Genomic DNA, 16,632 nt, shown 5'->3' with positions numbered 1-16,632 from the left:
ACTTGAGTACGGCAAGGTGAAGCTGACGTGGTTTGAATTTGATTTTCGAAGAGTATTAATAACAGATAAACTGGTCAGGATCTTACTCCTGACCTTTTTCTTTTGCAAAATGACAAAAATACTAAACTTTTTGACAAAGATGCTTGTCAAAAATAAAAAGATGTGTTACAATGAAATCAAGTTAAGAAAAGTATAGCAGAAAGGAACGATTATGTGGGCATTGGGATTTGTACCTCTTGTGATTATGTTTTGTATCTACTATTCCCAAAAGGTAAAGAAACTAGAGAATAAAATCAAAAGAATTGAGCAAAAAGAGAAAGGAAATACAGAAATGTCAAGATTATTAAAAGAAATGATTGGGAGAACGCCGGTCATCGTTGGACAATTATTTGGAACAGATAACTGGGAAGTTGTGGATGTTGATGAGGAATGGGTCAAGCTACGACGTGTAGATAAAAAGGGAAAAGAAAAATTCAAACTACAACGCATTGAGGATATCCAAACAATTCAATTTGACGGAGAGTAGGTGTGTAACATGCAACTAAAAAATCGTCTAAAAGAGCTTCGGGCTCGCGATGGCCTCAATCAAACCGAACTGGCCAAGCTAGCTGGCGTGTCCAGGCAAACCATCAGTTTGCTAGAACGGGATGAGTACACGCCATCCATCGTCATTGCTCTGAAGATTGCTCAGATCTTCAATGAGCCAGTCGAGTCAGTTTTTCGCTTAGAGGAGGATGAGTGATGAACAAGTATAAAGTGGTTTATTATCTATGTATCGTTGTGTTTATCGTGAATCTTTTGGCTATGATTGGAACCCTATTTGGTTGGTTTACGATCATTGAAAGTAAGTATCTCTTCTGGATAAATTTAGTGTTACTATTAGTCTTTAGATGGGTAGAGAGAAAGATAAAATTCAAAGAGCTCGTAAAAGGAGAGAAATGATGTTGAGATATAAACTGTTCTATTATGTAGCACTTGTAGCTCTATTGGTCGGCGTGTTTCTAATTATTGGGACAGACTTAGGCTGGTTTAATCTGTATCAAAGTGAGCAATCCTTTTGGATTTACTTTGGTCTCATCCCAGTAGTTGAATGGATTGAAAAGAAATCAAAAAATGTAGAAGTTGTAAGAGGGGAATAATTATGAAAGAATTTTTAGCAGGTTTTCAAGTAGATACTGAGAACAAAGAACTTGCAGGTGTCTGTGCAGGTTTAGGAAATTATTTTAACATTCAAGCCAATATCGTTCGTTTGGTGACAGTCTTGTTGTTTCTCTCTTCAACTGAGTTCGGAATTATAACAGTAACTCTCTATGCTTATCTAGCAGGTTGGCTAAGTAAAGAGCCCTTAGAAGATGGAGCAAAAAAAGCAAGAAATCAAGCTATTCTCTTATTTGTTGTTTGTTTGCTTTTGGTGTCGCTTGGAGCAGAAGGTTTGACAGCTATTTTTGAATCAGGTAAAGCCTTTGGTCAGTGGTTGGCTGGATTGTTTTAGAAAGAGGTTAAAATATGGAAAAGAAACGAGTACTATATTTCTTATTATTGTTTATATCAGTATTTATTACAGGTATGTTTATGGGACGTGCTTTGGCAATGGGAGTCAGTTTCAATCTAACAGATTTGATTCCTTGGTTTTCTGGCTCTAGTTTATTATTGGCATTGATTAGTATCCTTTTGGCTTTCAATTTCCTAAAGAAAAGTAGGGAATTTCACTCCTTGTATCAAGAGGAAATGGATGATAATCTGAATGAAACCTATTATGTGCAAATGTATCGAAATCTTGAGTTTGGAACAATTGCTTCTAACATAGTTTCAGTTACGACTTTGTTAGCATTTTTTATATCGGCGACTGAAGTGCTTATACTTGGTAATAGTTATCTAACTTTAGCACTCTCTTTTCTAGGGTTGATGTTGCTATTTGTTGTTCAAAAACATCTTTTGAAGACAATTTCTATTGTTCGTCAGTTTGATTTGGCATTTTTCTCCATGCCAAAGGATGTGTTAGATTATGTCAATTCTTACGATGAAGGAGAGCGACAAGCTAATTTGGAACAGAGTTTTCGGATTTTATTTCAATTAAACCAATATATTTTACAAGGTTTGTATATTTTTATTACTATCGTTTCTGTGCTTACAAGAGAAATTCAGTTATTAGCTCTTTTAGCCGTAGCGGTAGTCCATATTTATATCAATGTAATGCAAATACCTATGGTGAAACGTTATTTCAAATAGGAACAATCACTGAAACTACTAAAAGTTATTAGTTGGTTTAGATAGGGGCCAGAAAATGAATAATAATCGTAGATGGTGGAGAGTGGGAGTGTGTATGTTAAGTGCTTTTGTAGGAGTCTTTGCTTACACTCTTAGAGGTATAGTTGAACAGATTCAAATGTCACAAGTCTTACCTACTATTTATGGACTTGCTCTCGTTATTGGAGGACTTTCCTTCATCTTAGCCATGTATTATCTTGGTAAGAGTCGAGAAGTTTATACTCTTTATCAAAGGGGGACAGAGGAAGAAAATAGTGATCAGACTTATGTAAGAGCCTATCGTTACTTGGATTATGGTTCGGTTTCTTCCAATGTTTTGATGATAGCAATGATGACCAGTGGGATTATACTGATTTCTCCGATATTTAAGAATACCTTGCTAATTCTTCCAGCTCTTATTCTATTATGCTTATACATTATTGTTGCCAATTACTTGTTGCGAACTATTTTTATCGTTCGACACTATAAACTGTCTGCTTATTACACTCCAAAAGATATTTTAGATTATCTTAACAGTTATGATGAGGGAGAAAAGCAGGCAGAGATGGAGAGTGCCTTTTTAACTCTGTTTAGGCTGGATCAAATTATACTGCCATTGCTCTATATTTTATTGATAGTATTATCAGTTATTTTACGAGAAATACAATTGGTCGCCTTAGTTCTTTTGATTATCATCCATCTTTACATAACTATTACACAATTACGAAAAACAAAACGTTATTTCAAATAGGAGAATCTTATGAAAACACTTCAAAATATCGGTTGGTATAGTCTTACTTTCTTATCATTTATTATGGTCTATAGTTTTATTCAGGGCGTAGGCTTAGAAGCCATGAAAATGGGTGCGCCTGAATATGTTGCTGTCCCAATTTATGTCTTATTAGCAGGAATTTTCACCTTCGTTACCTACAAGTGGTATAAGACAGGAACCGTTACGATTGAAAAAACAGCCCTTAACAAATACATCTGGTTGCCTGCCTTGGTATGGGCCCTTGTCATTGTTGCTCAATTCTTTTTGCCAAATGATCCATCAGTCAGTCAACAGATGGCAGAACAATTGACTCATAATCATCCTCTCTTCTCTTTCTTTATGGTGGTGGTCTTTGCGCCTCTGACAGAAGAGTTAACCTTTAGAGGTATGTTGGCTCGCTTTGTCTTCCCCCAACAGGATAATCTTAAGCAGACAGCTCTCTTTCTTCTTGTAAGCACTGTAATTTTTGCACTTGTCCATTTCCCTACTTCTCCTCAACAATTTCTAGTTTATAGTGCCCTTGGGTTTAGCATGGGATTGGCTTATATCAGCAAAGGTGGTCTGGCTTATAGTATGGGATTGCATGCCTTGAACAATTTAATTTCATTTGTCATGATAATGATGCTATAATAGACTCAGGAGGAAGTCATGAAACGAGTGATATTATTAGCAGTGATTCAGGCAGTTGTTCTCTTCTTTATCATTGGAGCGCTTGCCTATGCTTTTAAAGGGGATTTCTTTTATAACAATCTAGCAGTTATCTTTGCACCAATTGCAGGTATTATGCGATTTGCGACAGCCTATGCAACGGAGATTGTTCTCCCTAAAAAGGCTGCAGAGATTGCTGAAAAGCGTAAAAAATAAAGAAATTCCAAGTAAAATAAGATCCAGCTAATGACTTTGCTGGATTTTTTCATTTATAGCAGGATTCTTCTCAACTTTTCTGATGATTTTCATGAAGAGCCTGCGCTTTTATGGTAAAATAGTAACAGAATAAAAGAGGAGAGAAAACATGAAACGTAGTATGTATGCTGGTCGTGTTCGTGAGGAGCACATCGGACAAGAAATTACCTTGAAAGGATGGGTTGCCCGTCGTCGTGACCTTGGTGGTTTGATATTTATCGACCTTCGCGACCGTGAAGGAATCATGCAGTTGGTTATCAACCCAGAAAAAGTATCTGCAGAGGTGATGGCAACAGCTGAAAGCCTTCGTAGTGAATTTGTCATCGAGGTGACTGGTCAAGTTGCTGCACGTGAGCAAGCCAATGATAAGTTGGCGACTGGAGCAGTTGAGCTGAATGTAACAGCTCTTACTGTGCTTAACACAGCCAAAACAACACCATTCGAAATCAAGGATGGCATTGAAGCAAACGATGATACGCGTCTACGTTACCGTTACCTTGACCTTCGTCGTCCAGAAATGTTGGAAAACCTTAAACTTCGTGCCAAGGTAACTCATTCTATCCGTAACTACTTGGATGAGTTGGAATTTATCGACGTAGAAACACCATTCCTTTCTAAATCAACGCCAGAAGGGGCGCGTGACTATTTGGTACCATCTCGTGTTAATAAGGGCCATTTCTATGCCCTTCCTCAAAGTCCGCAGATTACAAAACAGTTGTTGATGAATGCTGGGTTTGATCGTTACTACCAAATTGTTAAATGTTTCCGTGATGAAGACTTGCGTGGTGATCGCCAACCTGAATTTACCCAGGTCGACTTGGAAACTTCATTCTTGACTGAGCAAGAAATTCAAGATATCACAGAAGGCTTGATTGCGCGCGTGATGAAGGAAACAAAAGGCATCGAAGTAACACTGCCATTCCCTCGAATGAAGTATGATGATGCTATGGCTCTTTATGGTTCTGACAAACCTGACACTCGTTTTGAGATGTTGCTTCAAGACTTGACAGATCTTGTCAAGGGTGTAGATTTCAAAGTCTTCTCAGAAGCTCCTGCCGTTAAAGCCATTGTGGTCAAAGGAGCTGCGGACAACTATTCACGTAAAGACATCGACAAGATGACTGAAGTAGCCAAGCAGTACGGTGCCAAAGGTCTGGCTTGGATCAAGGTTGTTGACGGTGAATTAAATGGTCCAGTTGCTAAATTCTTGACTGGCGTTCAGGCAGATTTGACAACAGCACTTGGTCTTGAAGATAAGGACTTGGTTCTCTTTGTAGCAGATACGCTTGAAGTAGCCAATGCAACACTTGGTGCCCTTCGTGGACGTATTGCTAAAGAACTGGGCTTGATTGATAACGATAAATTTAACTTCCTTTGGGTTGTTGACTGGCCAATGTTTGAATGGTCAGAAGAAGAAGGTCGTTACATGAGTGCCCACCATCCATTTACCCTTCCTCAAGCAGAAACTGCTCATGAGCTTGAAGGTGATTTGGCTAAGGTTCGTGCTATTGCTTACGATATCGTCTTGAACGGTTATGAGCTTGGTGGTGGTAGTCTTCGTATCAACCAAAAAGAACTTCAAGAACGTATGTTCAAAGCTCTTGGTTTCTCAGCAGAAGAAGCAAATGACCAGTTTGGTTTCCTTTTGGAAGCTATGGACTATGGCTTCCCACCACACGGTGGTTTGGCTATCGGTCTTGACCGTTTTGTCATGTTGCTCGCTGGAGAGGAAAATATTCGCGAAGTCATCGCCTTTCCTAAGAACAATAAGGCAACTGACCCAATGACGCAAGCACCATCAACAGTAGCTCTTAAACAACTAGAGGAACTTAATCTACAAGTAGAACAAGATGAAACAAACGAAACTAACTAAAAAGTGGTACCATTATCTTCGCCGCTTTGCTTATCGAGTAAAGATTTTGCGTGTTTTACAAAGTATTTCTCGAGAAAAATACGATGAAAAAATCTCAGCTTCTCTGGTATATGGTTTTCTATCAGCAGTAGCCGTCAATTTCTTTTTCCAACCAGGGCACGTTTATTCAAGTGGTGCGACAGGTTTGGCCCAGATTATATCTGCCCTTAGTAACCACTGGTTTGGTTTTCATTTCCCGATTTCAGTAGCATTTTATGCCATCAATATTCCTCTCATGATTTTGGCCTGGTATCAAATTGGGCATAAGTTCACGATTTTTACCTTTATCACGGTATCCATGAGCTCACTCTTTATCCAGTTTGTGCCAGTGGTGGTCTTAACAGAGGATCCCATCATCAATGCCCTTTTTGGTGGTGTTGTCATGGGACTGGGAATCGGATTTGCTCTACGCCATAACATCTCCAGTGGTGGAACAGACATTGTCAGCTTAACCATTCGTAAGAAGACTGGTCGTAACGTCGGAAGTATCTCTTTCTTGGTCAATGGTACAATTATGCTGATTGCTGGAGTGACCTTTGGTTGGAAATATGCCCTTTATTCCATGATTACCATCTTTGTCTCAAGTCGTGTGACAGATGCAGTTTTCACCAAGCAAAAACGCATGCAGGCTATGATTGTCACTAGTAATCCAGATGCCGTCATTGAGAAGATCCATAATAAATTGCATCGTGGAGCAACCATGATCCATGATGCTGAAGGAACTTATAACCACGAACGTAAGGCTGTTTTGATTACGGTTATCACTCGTGCAGAGTTCAATGATTTTAAACTGATCATGAAGCAAGTTGATCCAACAGCCTTTGTTTCTGTTTCAGAAAATGTTCATATTCTAGGCCGATTTGTCGAAGTCGAAAACTAATCAATTATAAAAATAGATTACAAAAAACCAACTCTAAGCAAAAGATGTTAGAGTTGGTTTTTCTTATTTTTCAATGATTTCATGTGCAATCACTTGACGATAGCAGATTTGACGATTTTCTTTGACATCATTGATGATTTGAAGAATCGTCTCAAACGAAGTGCGGCCAAGAGCAAGACTATTAATATTGACATAGGCCGCTAGGTTTAATCTTGGATTGACAGAATCAAAGCTGAGAACAGGAACATTAAGCTGATGTTCGTTGAGGTAGTTACAAACACCTTCAGCTAAGAGACTATCTGTTGTGATAACAGCGTCGGTTTTTGGATCGTATTCAAAAAGTTGTTTGCTAAATTTATATCCCTTTTCTTCAAGAAATTCATCTGCAAAGAAAGTACGATGACTATCAAGAGGTAGATTGTGTTCTTGAAGGGCTTGCTCGTAACCTCTTAGACGATCCTGGGTAACGTAGAGTTTCTTGGTACCACCGATGAAAGCAATGCGGCTGCATCCTTTTTTGATGAAGTATTCGGCTGCATCAAATCCGGCTTGGATGTTATCGTTGTCAACAAGCGGAATAAAAGGTGATAGTGATTTCCCAAGGATGAGGAAGGGAAATTGTTCTTCAGTAACGAGTTTAACCAAGGGGTCATTTTCTTGGGCATACAAGAAGATAAGACCGTCTACACGCTTTCCATAGACCATCTGTGAAATGGCATTTAAGCGCTCTTTTTCGTCTTTTCCAGTTGCAATCTGGATGGCATAGTGGTTTTCTGAAGCAACTTGTGCAATCCCTCTAAGGACAGAAGGAAAGAAAGGATTTTGATAGAAAACGTCTGAATCATCTGGAAGAACCAAGCCGATAACCTGCGTATAACTACTAACCAGGCTTCGGGCATTAAGATTAGGATGATAGTTGAGTTCCTTCATAGCTTTTCGAACTCGTTTTTTGGTTTCATCACTAATGGTTGATTTGTTTTGAATAACACGGGTTACGGTTGAGGGTGAAACACCTGCAGCCTTGGCCACGTCTTTAATCGTAACAGGCATAATAATCTCCTACTTATGGTAGTCTGGATCACGGAAATGCGTTTTGTAAAAGATAGTGACCAGGTATAGAACAAATAAAATGTTTTGAACAGTAATCAAAGTTGCCATATTTTGGCCTAGGAGACCGAGAATCATGGCAAGTAAGGTTGGTAATCCTAAACAGTTCAAAATGAAATGATAGCACTCTTTGTAGCTTTTAAATGAAAAGAGACGCGATTTTTTCGTAAAGTAGAGCAAGAGGCTAGCACCTAAAGCAACAATAAAAAAATTAAGTCCAAAGAGGAAGCTAGAACCAAGCACAAGAAAGAGACTAATATAGACGCGATTCTGTTGATACCAGTCTTTAGAAATGGCTTGTGTTAAGCTTTCCTTGCTTTGGAAGCTCTCAGTCGTTATCGCGTGATAGCGAATGCTGGTCAATTCTTTTCCTTGCTTACTGATGATGAGTTTCTCAGGTTCAAAGTTCAGAAGTAATTCCTCAGGGAAGTTTGAACTAGAAGGGTCTCCGATTTGGATAGAAGCTTGATGAGGAGATGAACCTGTATAGCTCAACTTACCATCTACAATCTTTGCATTGGCAGCCAAATCCTGAACCACACTATCCGTCAAAGGAGTGTAGACATCATCGATGAAAGTTTCTAAAGGATGAGTTTCCTGAGAACTGTTCTGGATGGCAATAGGGACCATAGACAAGCTAATCAGGAAAATACTGGTAAAAATCAGTTGAAACCAGTTGAGACCAAAACGTTGAGATAGGGGCTTACGAAATCCCCAGATACTATTAAAATAAGAAAATGGATATGGTAACATAAATCTCTTTCTATAGGCATTTTTCTATATGAGTATTATATAGAGAAATGTATTTTATTTCAAGCAGGGGAGACAAATCCTTGTTAAAAGTAGACTTTTAATAAAAATTATCAACTAACCATGAGGGGATTTTCAATAAGTTCTTGTTTTTCATCAGACTATATCAGCACAAGTTCAAAAAAGAAAAAGGATGGCGGGAGTATATTACCCCTTGTCGCCACCACTTGTAAGTCCTGAAACAAAGTTCTTTTGTAGGAAGAAGAAGAGAATACAGATTGGAAGGGCGATGAGGATAGCACCTGCTGAGAAGTAGGCGATCTTCATGTTTTTCACATTGCTAACGAAGGTTTGGAGACCTACGGCAACGGTAAAGTATTCTTTCTCACGAAGCAAGAAACTAGAGAGGATGTAGTCTCCGAAAGGTCCCATGAAGGCCCAGAGAGCTTGTACAGCAACCATTGGGCGAACCAGTGGAAGAACAATTTGCCAGAAGCGGCGGAAGTGTCCTGCACCGTCTAGTTTTGCAGATTCGTCTAGAGACATTGGCACTGTATCGAAGTAGCCTTTCATGAGCCAAGCATTCATTGGGATACCTCCACCAACGTAGAGGAAGATGAGGAACCAGCTGTGGTTAAGGGCGTTCAACATAAGTGCCATAACGAAGAAGGCAGTCAAAGCGGCCATTGTTGGCACCATTTGGATAATCAAGAAGAAGACCAAACTTTGTTTACGAGCCAAGAAGTTGTAACGGCTATAAGCATAACCAGCAAGTACGATAATACTTGTTTGCACAACCATGGTAATCAAGGCGATAATCAAAGTATTGAGGTACCAAGTACCGTATAAGGTTTCAGTGAAGAGTCCTTTAAAGTTATCAAAATTAAAATCGATGTTGCTGTCTAGTTTAAAGGCTGCCACGTTACCTGCCTTGAAGGCTGACATGATAGTAATCAACAGTGGATAGATAATCACGATTGAAAGGCCAATCAAGTAAAGGTAAGTAAGGGTTTGAGTCAGTCTACGTTTGAGTTTAATTGAGTTATTCATCTTAGACGTCCTCCATATCAAATGCGTGTAGTTTCTTGAATGCGATCATAGAGATTGAGATGACAATGATAGAAATAATCAAGGTAACAGCTGCCGCCATAGAGTATTGAGGAGATGTACCTGTTGTCAAGCGGTAGATCCATGAGATCAAGATATCAGTTGAACCAGCTCCCCCTCCGACAGTACCAGGTCCTCCACCATTGAAGAGGTACATGATAGAGAAGTTGTTAAAGTTGAAGGTGTATTGGCTAATCAAAGTAGGTGCTGCAACAGCCAAGATCATTGGGAAAGTGATGTTGCGGAATTTTTGCCAAGCATTGGCACCGTCAATATAAGCTGCTTCGTAAAGGTCGTTAGGAATAGATTGCAAGATACCCAAAGTCAAAACGTAGATATATGGGAATCCAAGCCAGCCTTGCATCATAATCAAGGCAACCTTAGTCCAAGTTGGGTCTGTTTTCCAAGGAATAAGCGCCCCATCAAGGAAAGGAAGAACCTTAGCAAAGAGAGGGATAACTTGGGTATTGATTGCTCCAACACTATCGTTAAACATGTTTGAGAATGTCAAGATAGTGATGAAGGCTGGGACAGCCCAAGGAAGAAGGAAAATAACACCAAAGATACGTTTTCCTTTGATAAATGGTTGGTTAGCAATGATAGCTGTGAAGATACCAATCACGATCTGTAAAGTTGAGGCAGATAAAGCCCAAATGATAGTCCAAGAAAGAACAGAACCAAAGGCAGAACGGAAGGTGCTCAAGCTCCAAATGTTTGTAAAGTTGGTCAAACCAACCCAGTCTAACAATTTGTTTGGTGGCAAGTGTTGGAAGTCATAGTTTGTGAAGGCAATCATCAAGGTTACGACAACGGGGAAGATGATTGCAAAGGTCATGGCAATATAAGACGGAATAATCAAGAGATAAGGGAAGCCATTTTCATAGATTCCTTTGATCATATCTTTTAGCGTAAGTGGTACTGGAATTCCATTGTTAATACGTTTTGCGATAGTATGTGCATCTTTAATATTTGAGAAATAAAAGAGTACATAAACGACTACAAAGATTAAATGGAAGGCACCACGAATCAGCATGAAGAGGGAATTATCACGACCTGGCTTGTCACCAAGAGTAATGAGGTTGCTCAATTCAGGGGCTGCAAGTGCTAGGAAATAAAGGACAAATACGATGGTTACACCAAGGAAGATAAAACCTTTTGCCTTTTGTTTGTTGTAAATCTGTCCTAACCCAGGAATGAGAGACAGCAGTGCTGCTTTACTAGGTTGTTGCTTTTCCATAATAACTCCTTTCATAGGATACTGGTTTCTAATTAAAACCTAAACTATATATGTTTTCTATTGATAAATTCAAAGGGGGATTTGAATTCCACCCCCCTTGAACAAATTTTTTATTCACCAAATTTTTGTTTGATTGTTTCTTTGATCAATGTTACAGCATCGTTTGCAGCTGTCTTAGCATCTTTCTTACCACTTACAGCTTCAAATAGCATTGTTTTAGCTGGGTCCCAAACAGCTGACATTTGAGGGATGTTTGGCATTGGTTGAGCATTTTGGAACTGTTTGATAACAGCTGTTGTCAACTCATCGTTTTTACCTTCAGCATATGAACGAGCCTCAGTGTTAGCTGGGATTTCGTTAGTTTTATCGTAGAAGGCTTTTTGTTCTTCAGTTGAAACAAGGAAGTCTACAAATTTTTGAGCAGCTTCAAGGTTCTTAGTACTTGATGGGATGATCCAAGCTTTACCACCACCGAATGTTTCATAGTTTTTACCGTTTGGAAGAGTTGGGATAGTTGCAACACTGTAGTTTACTTTAGCATCTTTGAAGGCCTGAGCTTTCCAAGGACCATCGATGATAGCAGCTGTTTTACCTTCTTGGAATTGAGTTTGGATTAGGTTTGGAGCTCCTTCTGTATCTTGCATACCTTTAGGCCATTTTTCGTACCAAGTTTTAGCGTAGTTGATAGCAGTGATAGCTCCTTCGTTTGCAAGTCCGATATCTTTAGGATCTTTACCGTTTTGGCCGAATACGTAACCGCCGTTACCAGCAAGAAGTCCGTATGCATAGTAGAAGTTTGTCCAGTCAGCAAGGAAGGCAGTTGTTTTACCATCTTCACCAGCGAAGGCATATTTGCTATCTTTAGCAAGTTCTTCTAATTCAGCAAAAGTTTTTGGAGCTTCTTTAATCAAGTCTTTATTATAGTACAAAACAAGTGACTCGATAACAGCAGGAGCACCGTAAACTTTACCGTCAGCAGCTGTTACAAGAGATTTAGTTTTATCATCTGTTTTAGCACCGTCGCTCAATTTCACTTCTGAAAGTTGTCCGTCTTTACCAAGGCTACCTACTCGGTCGTATGGTGCCATCATAACGTCAGCAGCTTTACCAGATTGGTTATCTAGAGAAAGGTTATCGAGACCACCCATTTGGTCTCCTGTTTTGATAGTAACTTTTACTCCAGCTTCTTTTTCGTAAGCTTGTGCAGCTGATTCAGCAAATGCTTTATATTGGTCTTCAACGTATAAAGTAAGTTCTTTACCTTCAGATGAACCAGAATCAGCCGCTTTATCAGCAGTTTTGCTTCCGCAAGCTACCAAAAGCAAGCTAGCAAGAGTAGCAGTACCAAGTACAGCTGCGCTCTTCATGAATTTAGTTGACATAGTGTATTCCTCCTAAAGAATAACAAATTTTAATTTCGAGGAAACGCAAACGTTTTCCCTTATGACCATAGTATAGCACAAACAGAAAACGGTTGCAAGCGTTTTTTTGAAAAAATTTTAAAAAGCTTGTTGCTGGCTAATTCCTAAAATTGTTTGTATAATAGAAGAGAAATAGGAAATCATGCAAATTTCGATTCAAAAATAATTGAAGGGAAACGATTGCATGATTGGGATGCTTAATGAAAGGATTTTAAAAATAAGAATATAGTAACTTAAAAGTTTATCAATAAAAAATAAATCATAAAAGTTTTTTAAAAACGCTTGCATTTCTTTTTGAAATGGGTTATACTTTACTTAGCGCAAACGTTTGCGCACAAATTTGAAACAATTAATTAAAAAAACACTTGAGGTGCTATTATGAAAAAACGTCAAAGTGGTGTGTTGATGCACATCTCATCACTTCCAGGAGCTTACGGAATCGGATCATTTGGTCAAAGCGCCTATGATTTCGTTGACTTCTTGGTTCGTACCAAACAACGTTACTGGCAAATCCTTCCTTTAGGAACAACAAGCTACGGAGATTCTCCTTATCAATCTTTCTCAGCCTTTGCTGGGAACACTCATTTTATCGATCTTGATATTTTGGTAGAGCAGGGCTTGTTAGAAGCAAGTGATCTTGAGGGAGTAGACTTCGGTAGCAACCCAACTGAAGTTGATTACGCTAAGATTTATTACGCACGTCGTCCGCTTCTAGAAAAAGCAGTTAAACGTTTCCTTGAAGTTGGGGATGTCCAAGATTTTGAAAAATTTGCTCAAGAGAACCAATCATGGCTTGAACTTTTTGCAGAGTATATGGCTATCAAAGAGCATTTTGATAATCTCGCTTGGACAGAGTGGCCAGATGCAGATATTCGTGCGCGTAAAGCTTCAGCTCTTGAAAGCTACCGTGAACAATTGGCAGACAAACTTGTTTACCACCGTGTAACCCAATATCTCTTCTTCCAACAATGGTTGAAATTGAAAGCATACGCTAACGAAAACCACATCGAAATTGTGGGGGATATGCCGATCTATGTTGCTGAAGATTCAAGCGATATGTGGGCAAATCCACACCTCTTTAAAACAGATGAAAACGGGAAAGCAACTTGCATCGCAGGATGCCCACCAGATGAGTTTTCTGCGACTGGTCAGCTTTGGGGGAACCCAATCTATGACTGGGAAGCAATGGATAAAGATGGCTACAAATGGTGGATTGAACGCTTGCGTGAAAGCTTCAAAATCTACGATATCGTGCGTATCGACCACTTCCGTGGATTTGAATCTTATTGGGAAATTCCAGCTGGTTCTGAAACAGCAGCACCTGGTAAATGGGTGAAAGGACCTGACTACAAACTCTTTGCAGCGGTTAAAGAAGAACTTGGTGACTTGAACATCATCGCAGAAGACCTTGGATTTATGACTGACGAAGTTATCGAGCTTCGCGAGCGCACTGGATTCCCAGGAATGAAAGTCCTTCAATTTGCTTTCAATCCAGAACACGAAAGTATCGACAGCCCACACTTGGCACCAGCCAACTCAGTTATGTACACTGGAACACACGATAACAACACTGTTCTTGGTTGGTACCGTGATGAGATTGATGATCCAACTCGTGAGTACATGGCTCGTTACACAAACCGTAAAGAGTACGAAACAGTGGTGCATGCTATGCTTCGTACAGCTTTCGCATCAGTAAGTTTCATGACGATTGCTACTATGCAAGATTTGCTAGAGTTGGATGGTTCAGCTCGTATGAACTTCCCATCTACTCTTGGTGGAAACTGGTCATGGCGTATGACAGAGGAACAATTGACTCCTGCTGTCGAAGAAACTTTGCTTGACTTGACTACAATTTATCGCCGTATCAATGAAAATTTGGTAGAATTAAAGAAATAAGACATTATCAGGAGACACAAAAATGTTACCATTAAAAGAATTTGTACAAAATCGTTACAATAAATCTATCGCAGAATGCAGCAACGAAGAGCTTTATCTTGCTCTTCTTAACTACAGCAAACTTGCAAGTAGCCAAAAACCAGTCAACACTGGTAAGAAAAAAGTTTACTATATCTCAGCTGAGTTCTTGATTGGTAAACTCTTGTCAAACAACTTGATTAACCTTGGTCTTTATGACGAAGTTAAAAAAGAACTTGCTGATGCAGGTAAAGAGTTGATCGAAATTGAAGAAGTAGAATTGGAACCATCACTTGGTAACGGTGGTTTGGGACGTTTGGCAGCTTGCTTTATCGACTCAATCGCTACACTTGGTTTGAATGGTGACGGTGTTGGTTTGAACTACCACTTCGGTCTTTTCCAACAAGTCCTTAAAAATAACCAACAAGAAACTATTCCTAACGCTTGGTTGACTGACCAAAACTGGTTGGTTCGCTCAAGCCGTAGCTACCAAGTGCCATTTGCACACTTTACATTGACATCTACTCTTTACGATATCGATGTACCTGGTTACAAAACAGCTACTAAAAACCGTTTGCGTTTGTTCGACTTGGATTCAGTTGATTCTTCAATCATCCAAGATGGTATCAACTTTGACAAGACAGATATCGCTCACAACTTGACTCTTTTCCTTTACCCAGACGATAGCGACAAACAAGGTGAATTGCTCCGTATCTTCCAACAATATTTCATGGTTTCAAACGGTGCACAATTGATCATCGATGAAGCAATCGAAAAAGGAAGCAACTTGCACGACCTTGCTGACTACGCAGTTGTACAAATCAACGATACTCACCCATCAATGGTTATCCCTGAATTGATCCGTCTTTTGACTGAACGTGGTATCGAACTTGATGAAGCAATCTCTATCGTTCGTAGCATGACTGCCTACACAAACCACACAATCCTTGCTGAAGCCCTTGAAAAATGGCCTCTTGAATTCTTGGAAGAAGTGGTTCCTCACTTGGTACCAATCATCAAAGAATTAGATCGCCGTGTTAAAGCAGAATATAAAGACCCAGCTGTTCAAATCATTGATGAAAACGATCGTGTACACATGGCCCATATGGATATCCACTATGGATACAGCGTAAACGGAGTTGCCGCTCTTCACACAGAAATTTTGAAGAACTCTGAGTTGAAAGCTTTCTACGATCTTTACCCAGAAAAATTCAACAACAAAACAAACGGTATTACTTTCCGTCGTTGGCTCATGCATGCTAACCCAAGCTTGTCTCACTACTTGGATGAAATCCTTGGACGCGAATGGCACCATGAAGCTTCTAAATTGGAAGACCTTCTTTCATACGAAGACAAAGCTGCTGTCAAAGAAAAATTGGAAAGCATCAAAGCTCACAACAAACGTAAATTGGCTCGTCACTTGAAAGAACACCAAGGTGTGGAAATCAATACAAACTCTATCTTTGATATCCAGATCAAACGTCTTCACGAGTACAAACGTCAACAAATGAACGCTTTGTATGTGATCCACAAATATCTTGACATCAAGGCTGGTAACATCCCTGCTCGTCCAATCACAGTATTCTTTGGTGGTAAAGCAGCTCCTGCCTACACAATCGCTCAAGACATCATCCACTTGATCCTTTGCTTGTCAGAAGTAATTGCCAACGATCCAGAAGTAGCACCACACTTGCAAGTGGTTATGGTTGAAAACTACAACGTTACTGCAGCAAGCTTCTTGATCCCAGCATGTGACATCTCAGAACAAATCTCACTTGCTTCTAAAGAAGCTTCAGGTACTGGTAACATGAAATTCATGTTGAACGGAGCTTTGACTCTTGGTACTATGGACGGTGCTAACGTGGAAATCGCTGAGTTGGTTGGCGACGAAAACATCTACATCTTCGGTGAAGATTCAGAAACTGTTATCGACCTTTACGCGAAAGCAGCATACAAATCAAGCGAATTCTACGCTCGTAAAGCGATCAAACCATTGGTTGACTTTATCGTGAGCGACGCTGTTCTTGCAGTTGGTAAGATTGAACGCTTGGAACGTCTTTATAACGAATTAATCAACAAAGACTGGTTCATGACTCTTCTTGACTTGGAAGATTACATCAAAGTGAAAGAGCAAATGCTTGCTGACTACGAAGACCGTGACGCATGGTTGGATAAAGTTATCGTTAACATTTCTAAAGCAGGATTCTTCTCATCTGACCGTACAATCGCTCAGTATAATGAAGATATCTGGCACTTGAACTAAGATATAAAATTTAATAGTTATTACACTATCTAGCAAAAAAGCGAGTTTCAATTGAAATTCGCTTTTTTTGAATGTTATGGATTTGAGGTTGACTGGTCTCAAAAAAAAATAATTTGTCA

At 39.5% G+C, this 16,632-nt stretch carries 17 protein-coding genes and 1 pseudogene; 13 read left to right on the top strand and 5 right to left on the bottom strand.

The window, feature by feature from the left end; genetic code table 11:
* Positions 1-58 precede the first annotated feature (58 nt).
* The 11 genes and pseudogenes from HMPREF1116_RS12480 to HMPREF1116_RS02880 all read left to right on the top strand — a co-directional run bounded on the left by HMPREF1116_RS12480 (position 59) and on the right by HMPREF1116_RS02880 (position 6,714).
* Positions 59-526 (top strand): annotated as a pseudogene (locus tag HMPREF1116_RS12480) (hypothetical protein).
* Between the two features lie 9 nt (positions 527-535).
* The gene (locus HMPREF1116_RS02925) at positions 536-742 is read left to right on the top strand and encodes a helix-turn-helix transcriptional regulator (protein ID WP_001176235.1); all 207 of its coding nucleotides are present in this window, start codon (positions 536-538) and stop codon (positions 740-742) included.
* Complete coding sequence (locus HMPREF1116_RS02920; protein WP_001046147.1) at positions 742-942, top strand: hypothetical protein; 201 nt, start codon at positions 742-744, stop codon at positions 940-942. Before HMPREF1116_RS02925 ends, HMPREF1116_RS02920 begins: the two co-directional genes overlap by 1 nt.
* Entirely contained in the window at positions 942-1,139 is a 198-nt protein-coding gene (locus HMPREF1116_RS02915; RefSeq protein WP_000947004.1) for a hypothetical protein, read from the top strand. The genes HMPREF1116_RS02920 and HMPREF1116_RS02915 overlap by 1 nt, the downstream gene beginning before the upstream one ends.
* A gap of 2 nt (positions 1,140-1,141) precedes the next feature.
* Entirely contained in the window at positions 1,142-1,492 is a 351-nt protein-coding gene (locus tag HMPREF1116_RS02910) for a PspC domain-containing protein (protein WP_000657663.1), read from the top strand.
* Between the two features lie 14 nt (positions 1,493-1,506).
* Positions 1,507-2,229: a DUF3169 family protein gene (locus HMPREF1116_RS02905; RefSeq protein ID WP_000412640.1), complete on the top strand. Its 723-nt coding sequence runs from the start codon at positions 1,507-1,509 to the stop codon at positions 2,227-2,229.
* A gap of 55 nt (positions 2,230-2,284) precedes the next feature.
* Positions 2,285-2,998: a DUF3169 family protein gene (locus HMPREF1116_RS02900; RefSeq protein ID WP_025171229.1), complete on the top strand. Its 714-nt coding sequence runs from the start codon at positions 2,285-2,287 to the stop codon at positions 2,996-2,998.
* Between the two features lie 9 nt (positions 2,999-3,007).
* Positions 3,008-3,649, top strand: coding sequence for a CPBP family intramembrane glutamic endopeptidase (locus HMPREF1116_RS02895; RefSeq protein ID WP_000854843.1), 642 nt, complete (start codon positions 3,008-3,010; stop codon positions 3,647-3,649).
* Positions 3,650-3,667: 18 nt separating this feature from the next.
* Complete coding sequence (locus HMPREF1116_RS02890; protein WP_000832173.1) at positions 3,668-3,883, top strand: hypothetical protein; 216 nt, start codon at positions 3,668-3,670, stop codon at positions 3,881-3,883.
* A 148-nt stretch (positions 3,884-4,031) separates the two neighbouring features.
* Entirely contained in the window at positions 4,032-5,795 is a 1,764-nt protein-coding gene (gene aspS, locus HMPREF1116_RS02885; RefSeq protein WP_000830860.1) for an aspartate--tRNA ligase, read from the top strand.
* The gene (locus HMPREF1116_RS02880) at positions 5,773-6,714 is read left to right on the top strand and encodes a YitT family protein (protein ID WP_000814911.1); all 942 of its coding nucleotides are present in this window, start codon (positions 5,773-5,775) and stop codon (positions 6,712-6,714) included. Before aspS ends, HMPREF1116_RS02880 begins: the two co-directional genes overlap by 23 nt.
* Before the next feature lie 63 nt (positions 6,715-6,777).
* On the opposite strand, the gene HMPREF1116_RS02875 is transcribed toward HMPREF1116_RS02880, so the two are convergent.
* The 5 genes from HMPREF1116_RS02875 to HMPREF1116_RS02855 all read right to left on the bottom strand — a co-directional run bounded on the left by HMPREF1116_RS02875 (position 6,778) and on the right by HMPREF1116_RS02855 (position 12,297).
* Entirely contained in the window at positions 6,778-7,764 is a 987-nt protein-coding gene (locus tag HMPREF1116_RS02875) for a LacI family DNA-binding transcriptional regulator (RefSeq protein ID WP_001145447.1), read from the bottom strand.
* A gap of 9 nt (positions 7,765-7,773) precedes the next feature.
* Positions 7,774-8,574, bottom strand: coding sequence for a DUF1189 domain-containing protein (locus tag HMPREF1116_RS02870; RefSeq protein ID WP_000938212.1), 801 nt, complete (start codon positions 8,572-8,574; stop codon positions 7,774-7,776).
* Positions 8,575-8,778: 204 nt separating this feature from the next.
* Positions 8,779-9,621, bottom strand: a complete 843-nt coding sequence (locus HMPREF1116_RS02865; protein ID WP_001065639.1) for a sugar ABC transporter permease — start codon at positions 9,619-9,621, stop codon at positions 8,779-8,781.
* Position 9,622: 1 nt separating this feature from the next.
* Positions 9,623-10,915: a carbohydrate ABC transporter permease gene (locus HMPREF1116_RS02860; RefSeq protein ID WP_000414976.1), complete on the bottom strand. Its 1,293-nt coding sequence runs from the start codon at positions 10,913-10,915 to the stop codon at positions 9,623-9,625.
* 110 nt (positions 10,916-11,025) lie between these two features.
* Positions 11,026-12,297 carry an extracellular solute-binding protein gene (locus HMPREF1116_RS02855; protein ID WP_000104721.1) on the bottom strand — a complete coding sequence of 424 codons (1,272 nt, stop codon included), beginning with the start codon at positions 12,295-12,297 and terminating at the stop codon, positions 11,026-11,028.
* Between the two features lie 417 nt (positions 12,298-12,714).
* Here HMPREF1116_RS02855 and malQ point away from each other — a divergent pair, with 417 nt between their 5' ends.
* Positions 12,715-14,232, top strand: coding sequence for a 4-alpha-glucanotransferase (gene malQ / locus HMPREF1116_RS02850; RefSeq protein ID WP_000747308.1), 1,518 nt, complete (start codon positions 12,715-12,717; stop codon positions 14,230-14,232).
* 22 nt (positions 14,233-14,254) lie between these two features.
* The gene (glgP, locus tag HMPREF1116_RS02845; RefSeq protein ID WP_000937134.1) at positions 14,255-16,513 is read left to right on the top strand and encodes a glycogen/starch/alpha-glucan family phosphorylase; all 2,259 of its coding nucleotides are present in this window, start codon (positions 14,255-14,257) and stop codon (positions 16,511-16,513) included.
* Positions 16,514-16,632: the final 119 nt, after the last annotated feature.

The sequence above is a fragment of the Streptococcus sp. SK140 genome (assembly GCF_000259525.1).
GTDB lineage: Bacteria > Bacillota > Bacilli > Lactobacillales > Streptococcaceae > Streptococcus.
This window is presented reverse-complemented; position numbering and strand designations above follow the sequence as displayed.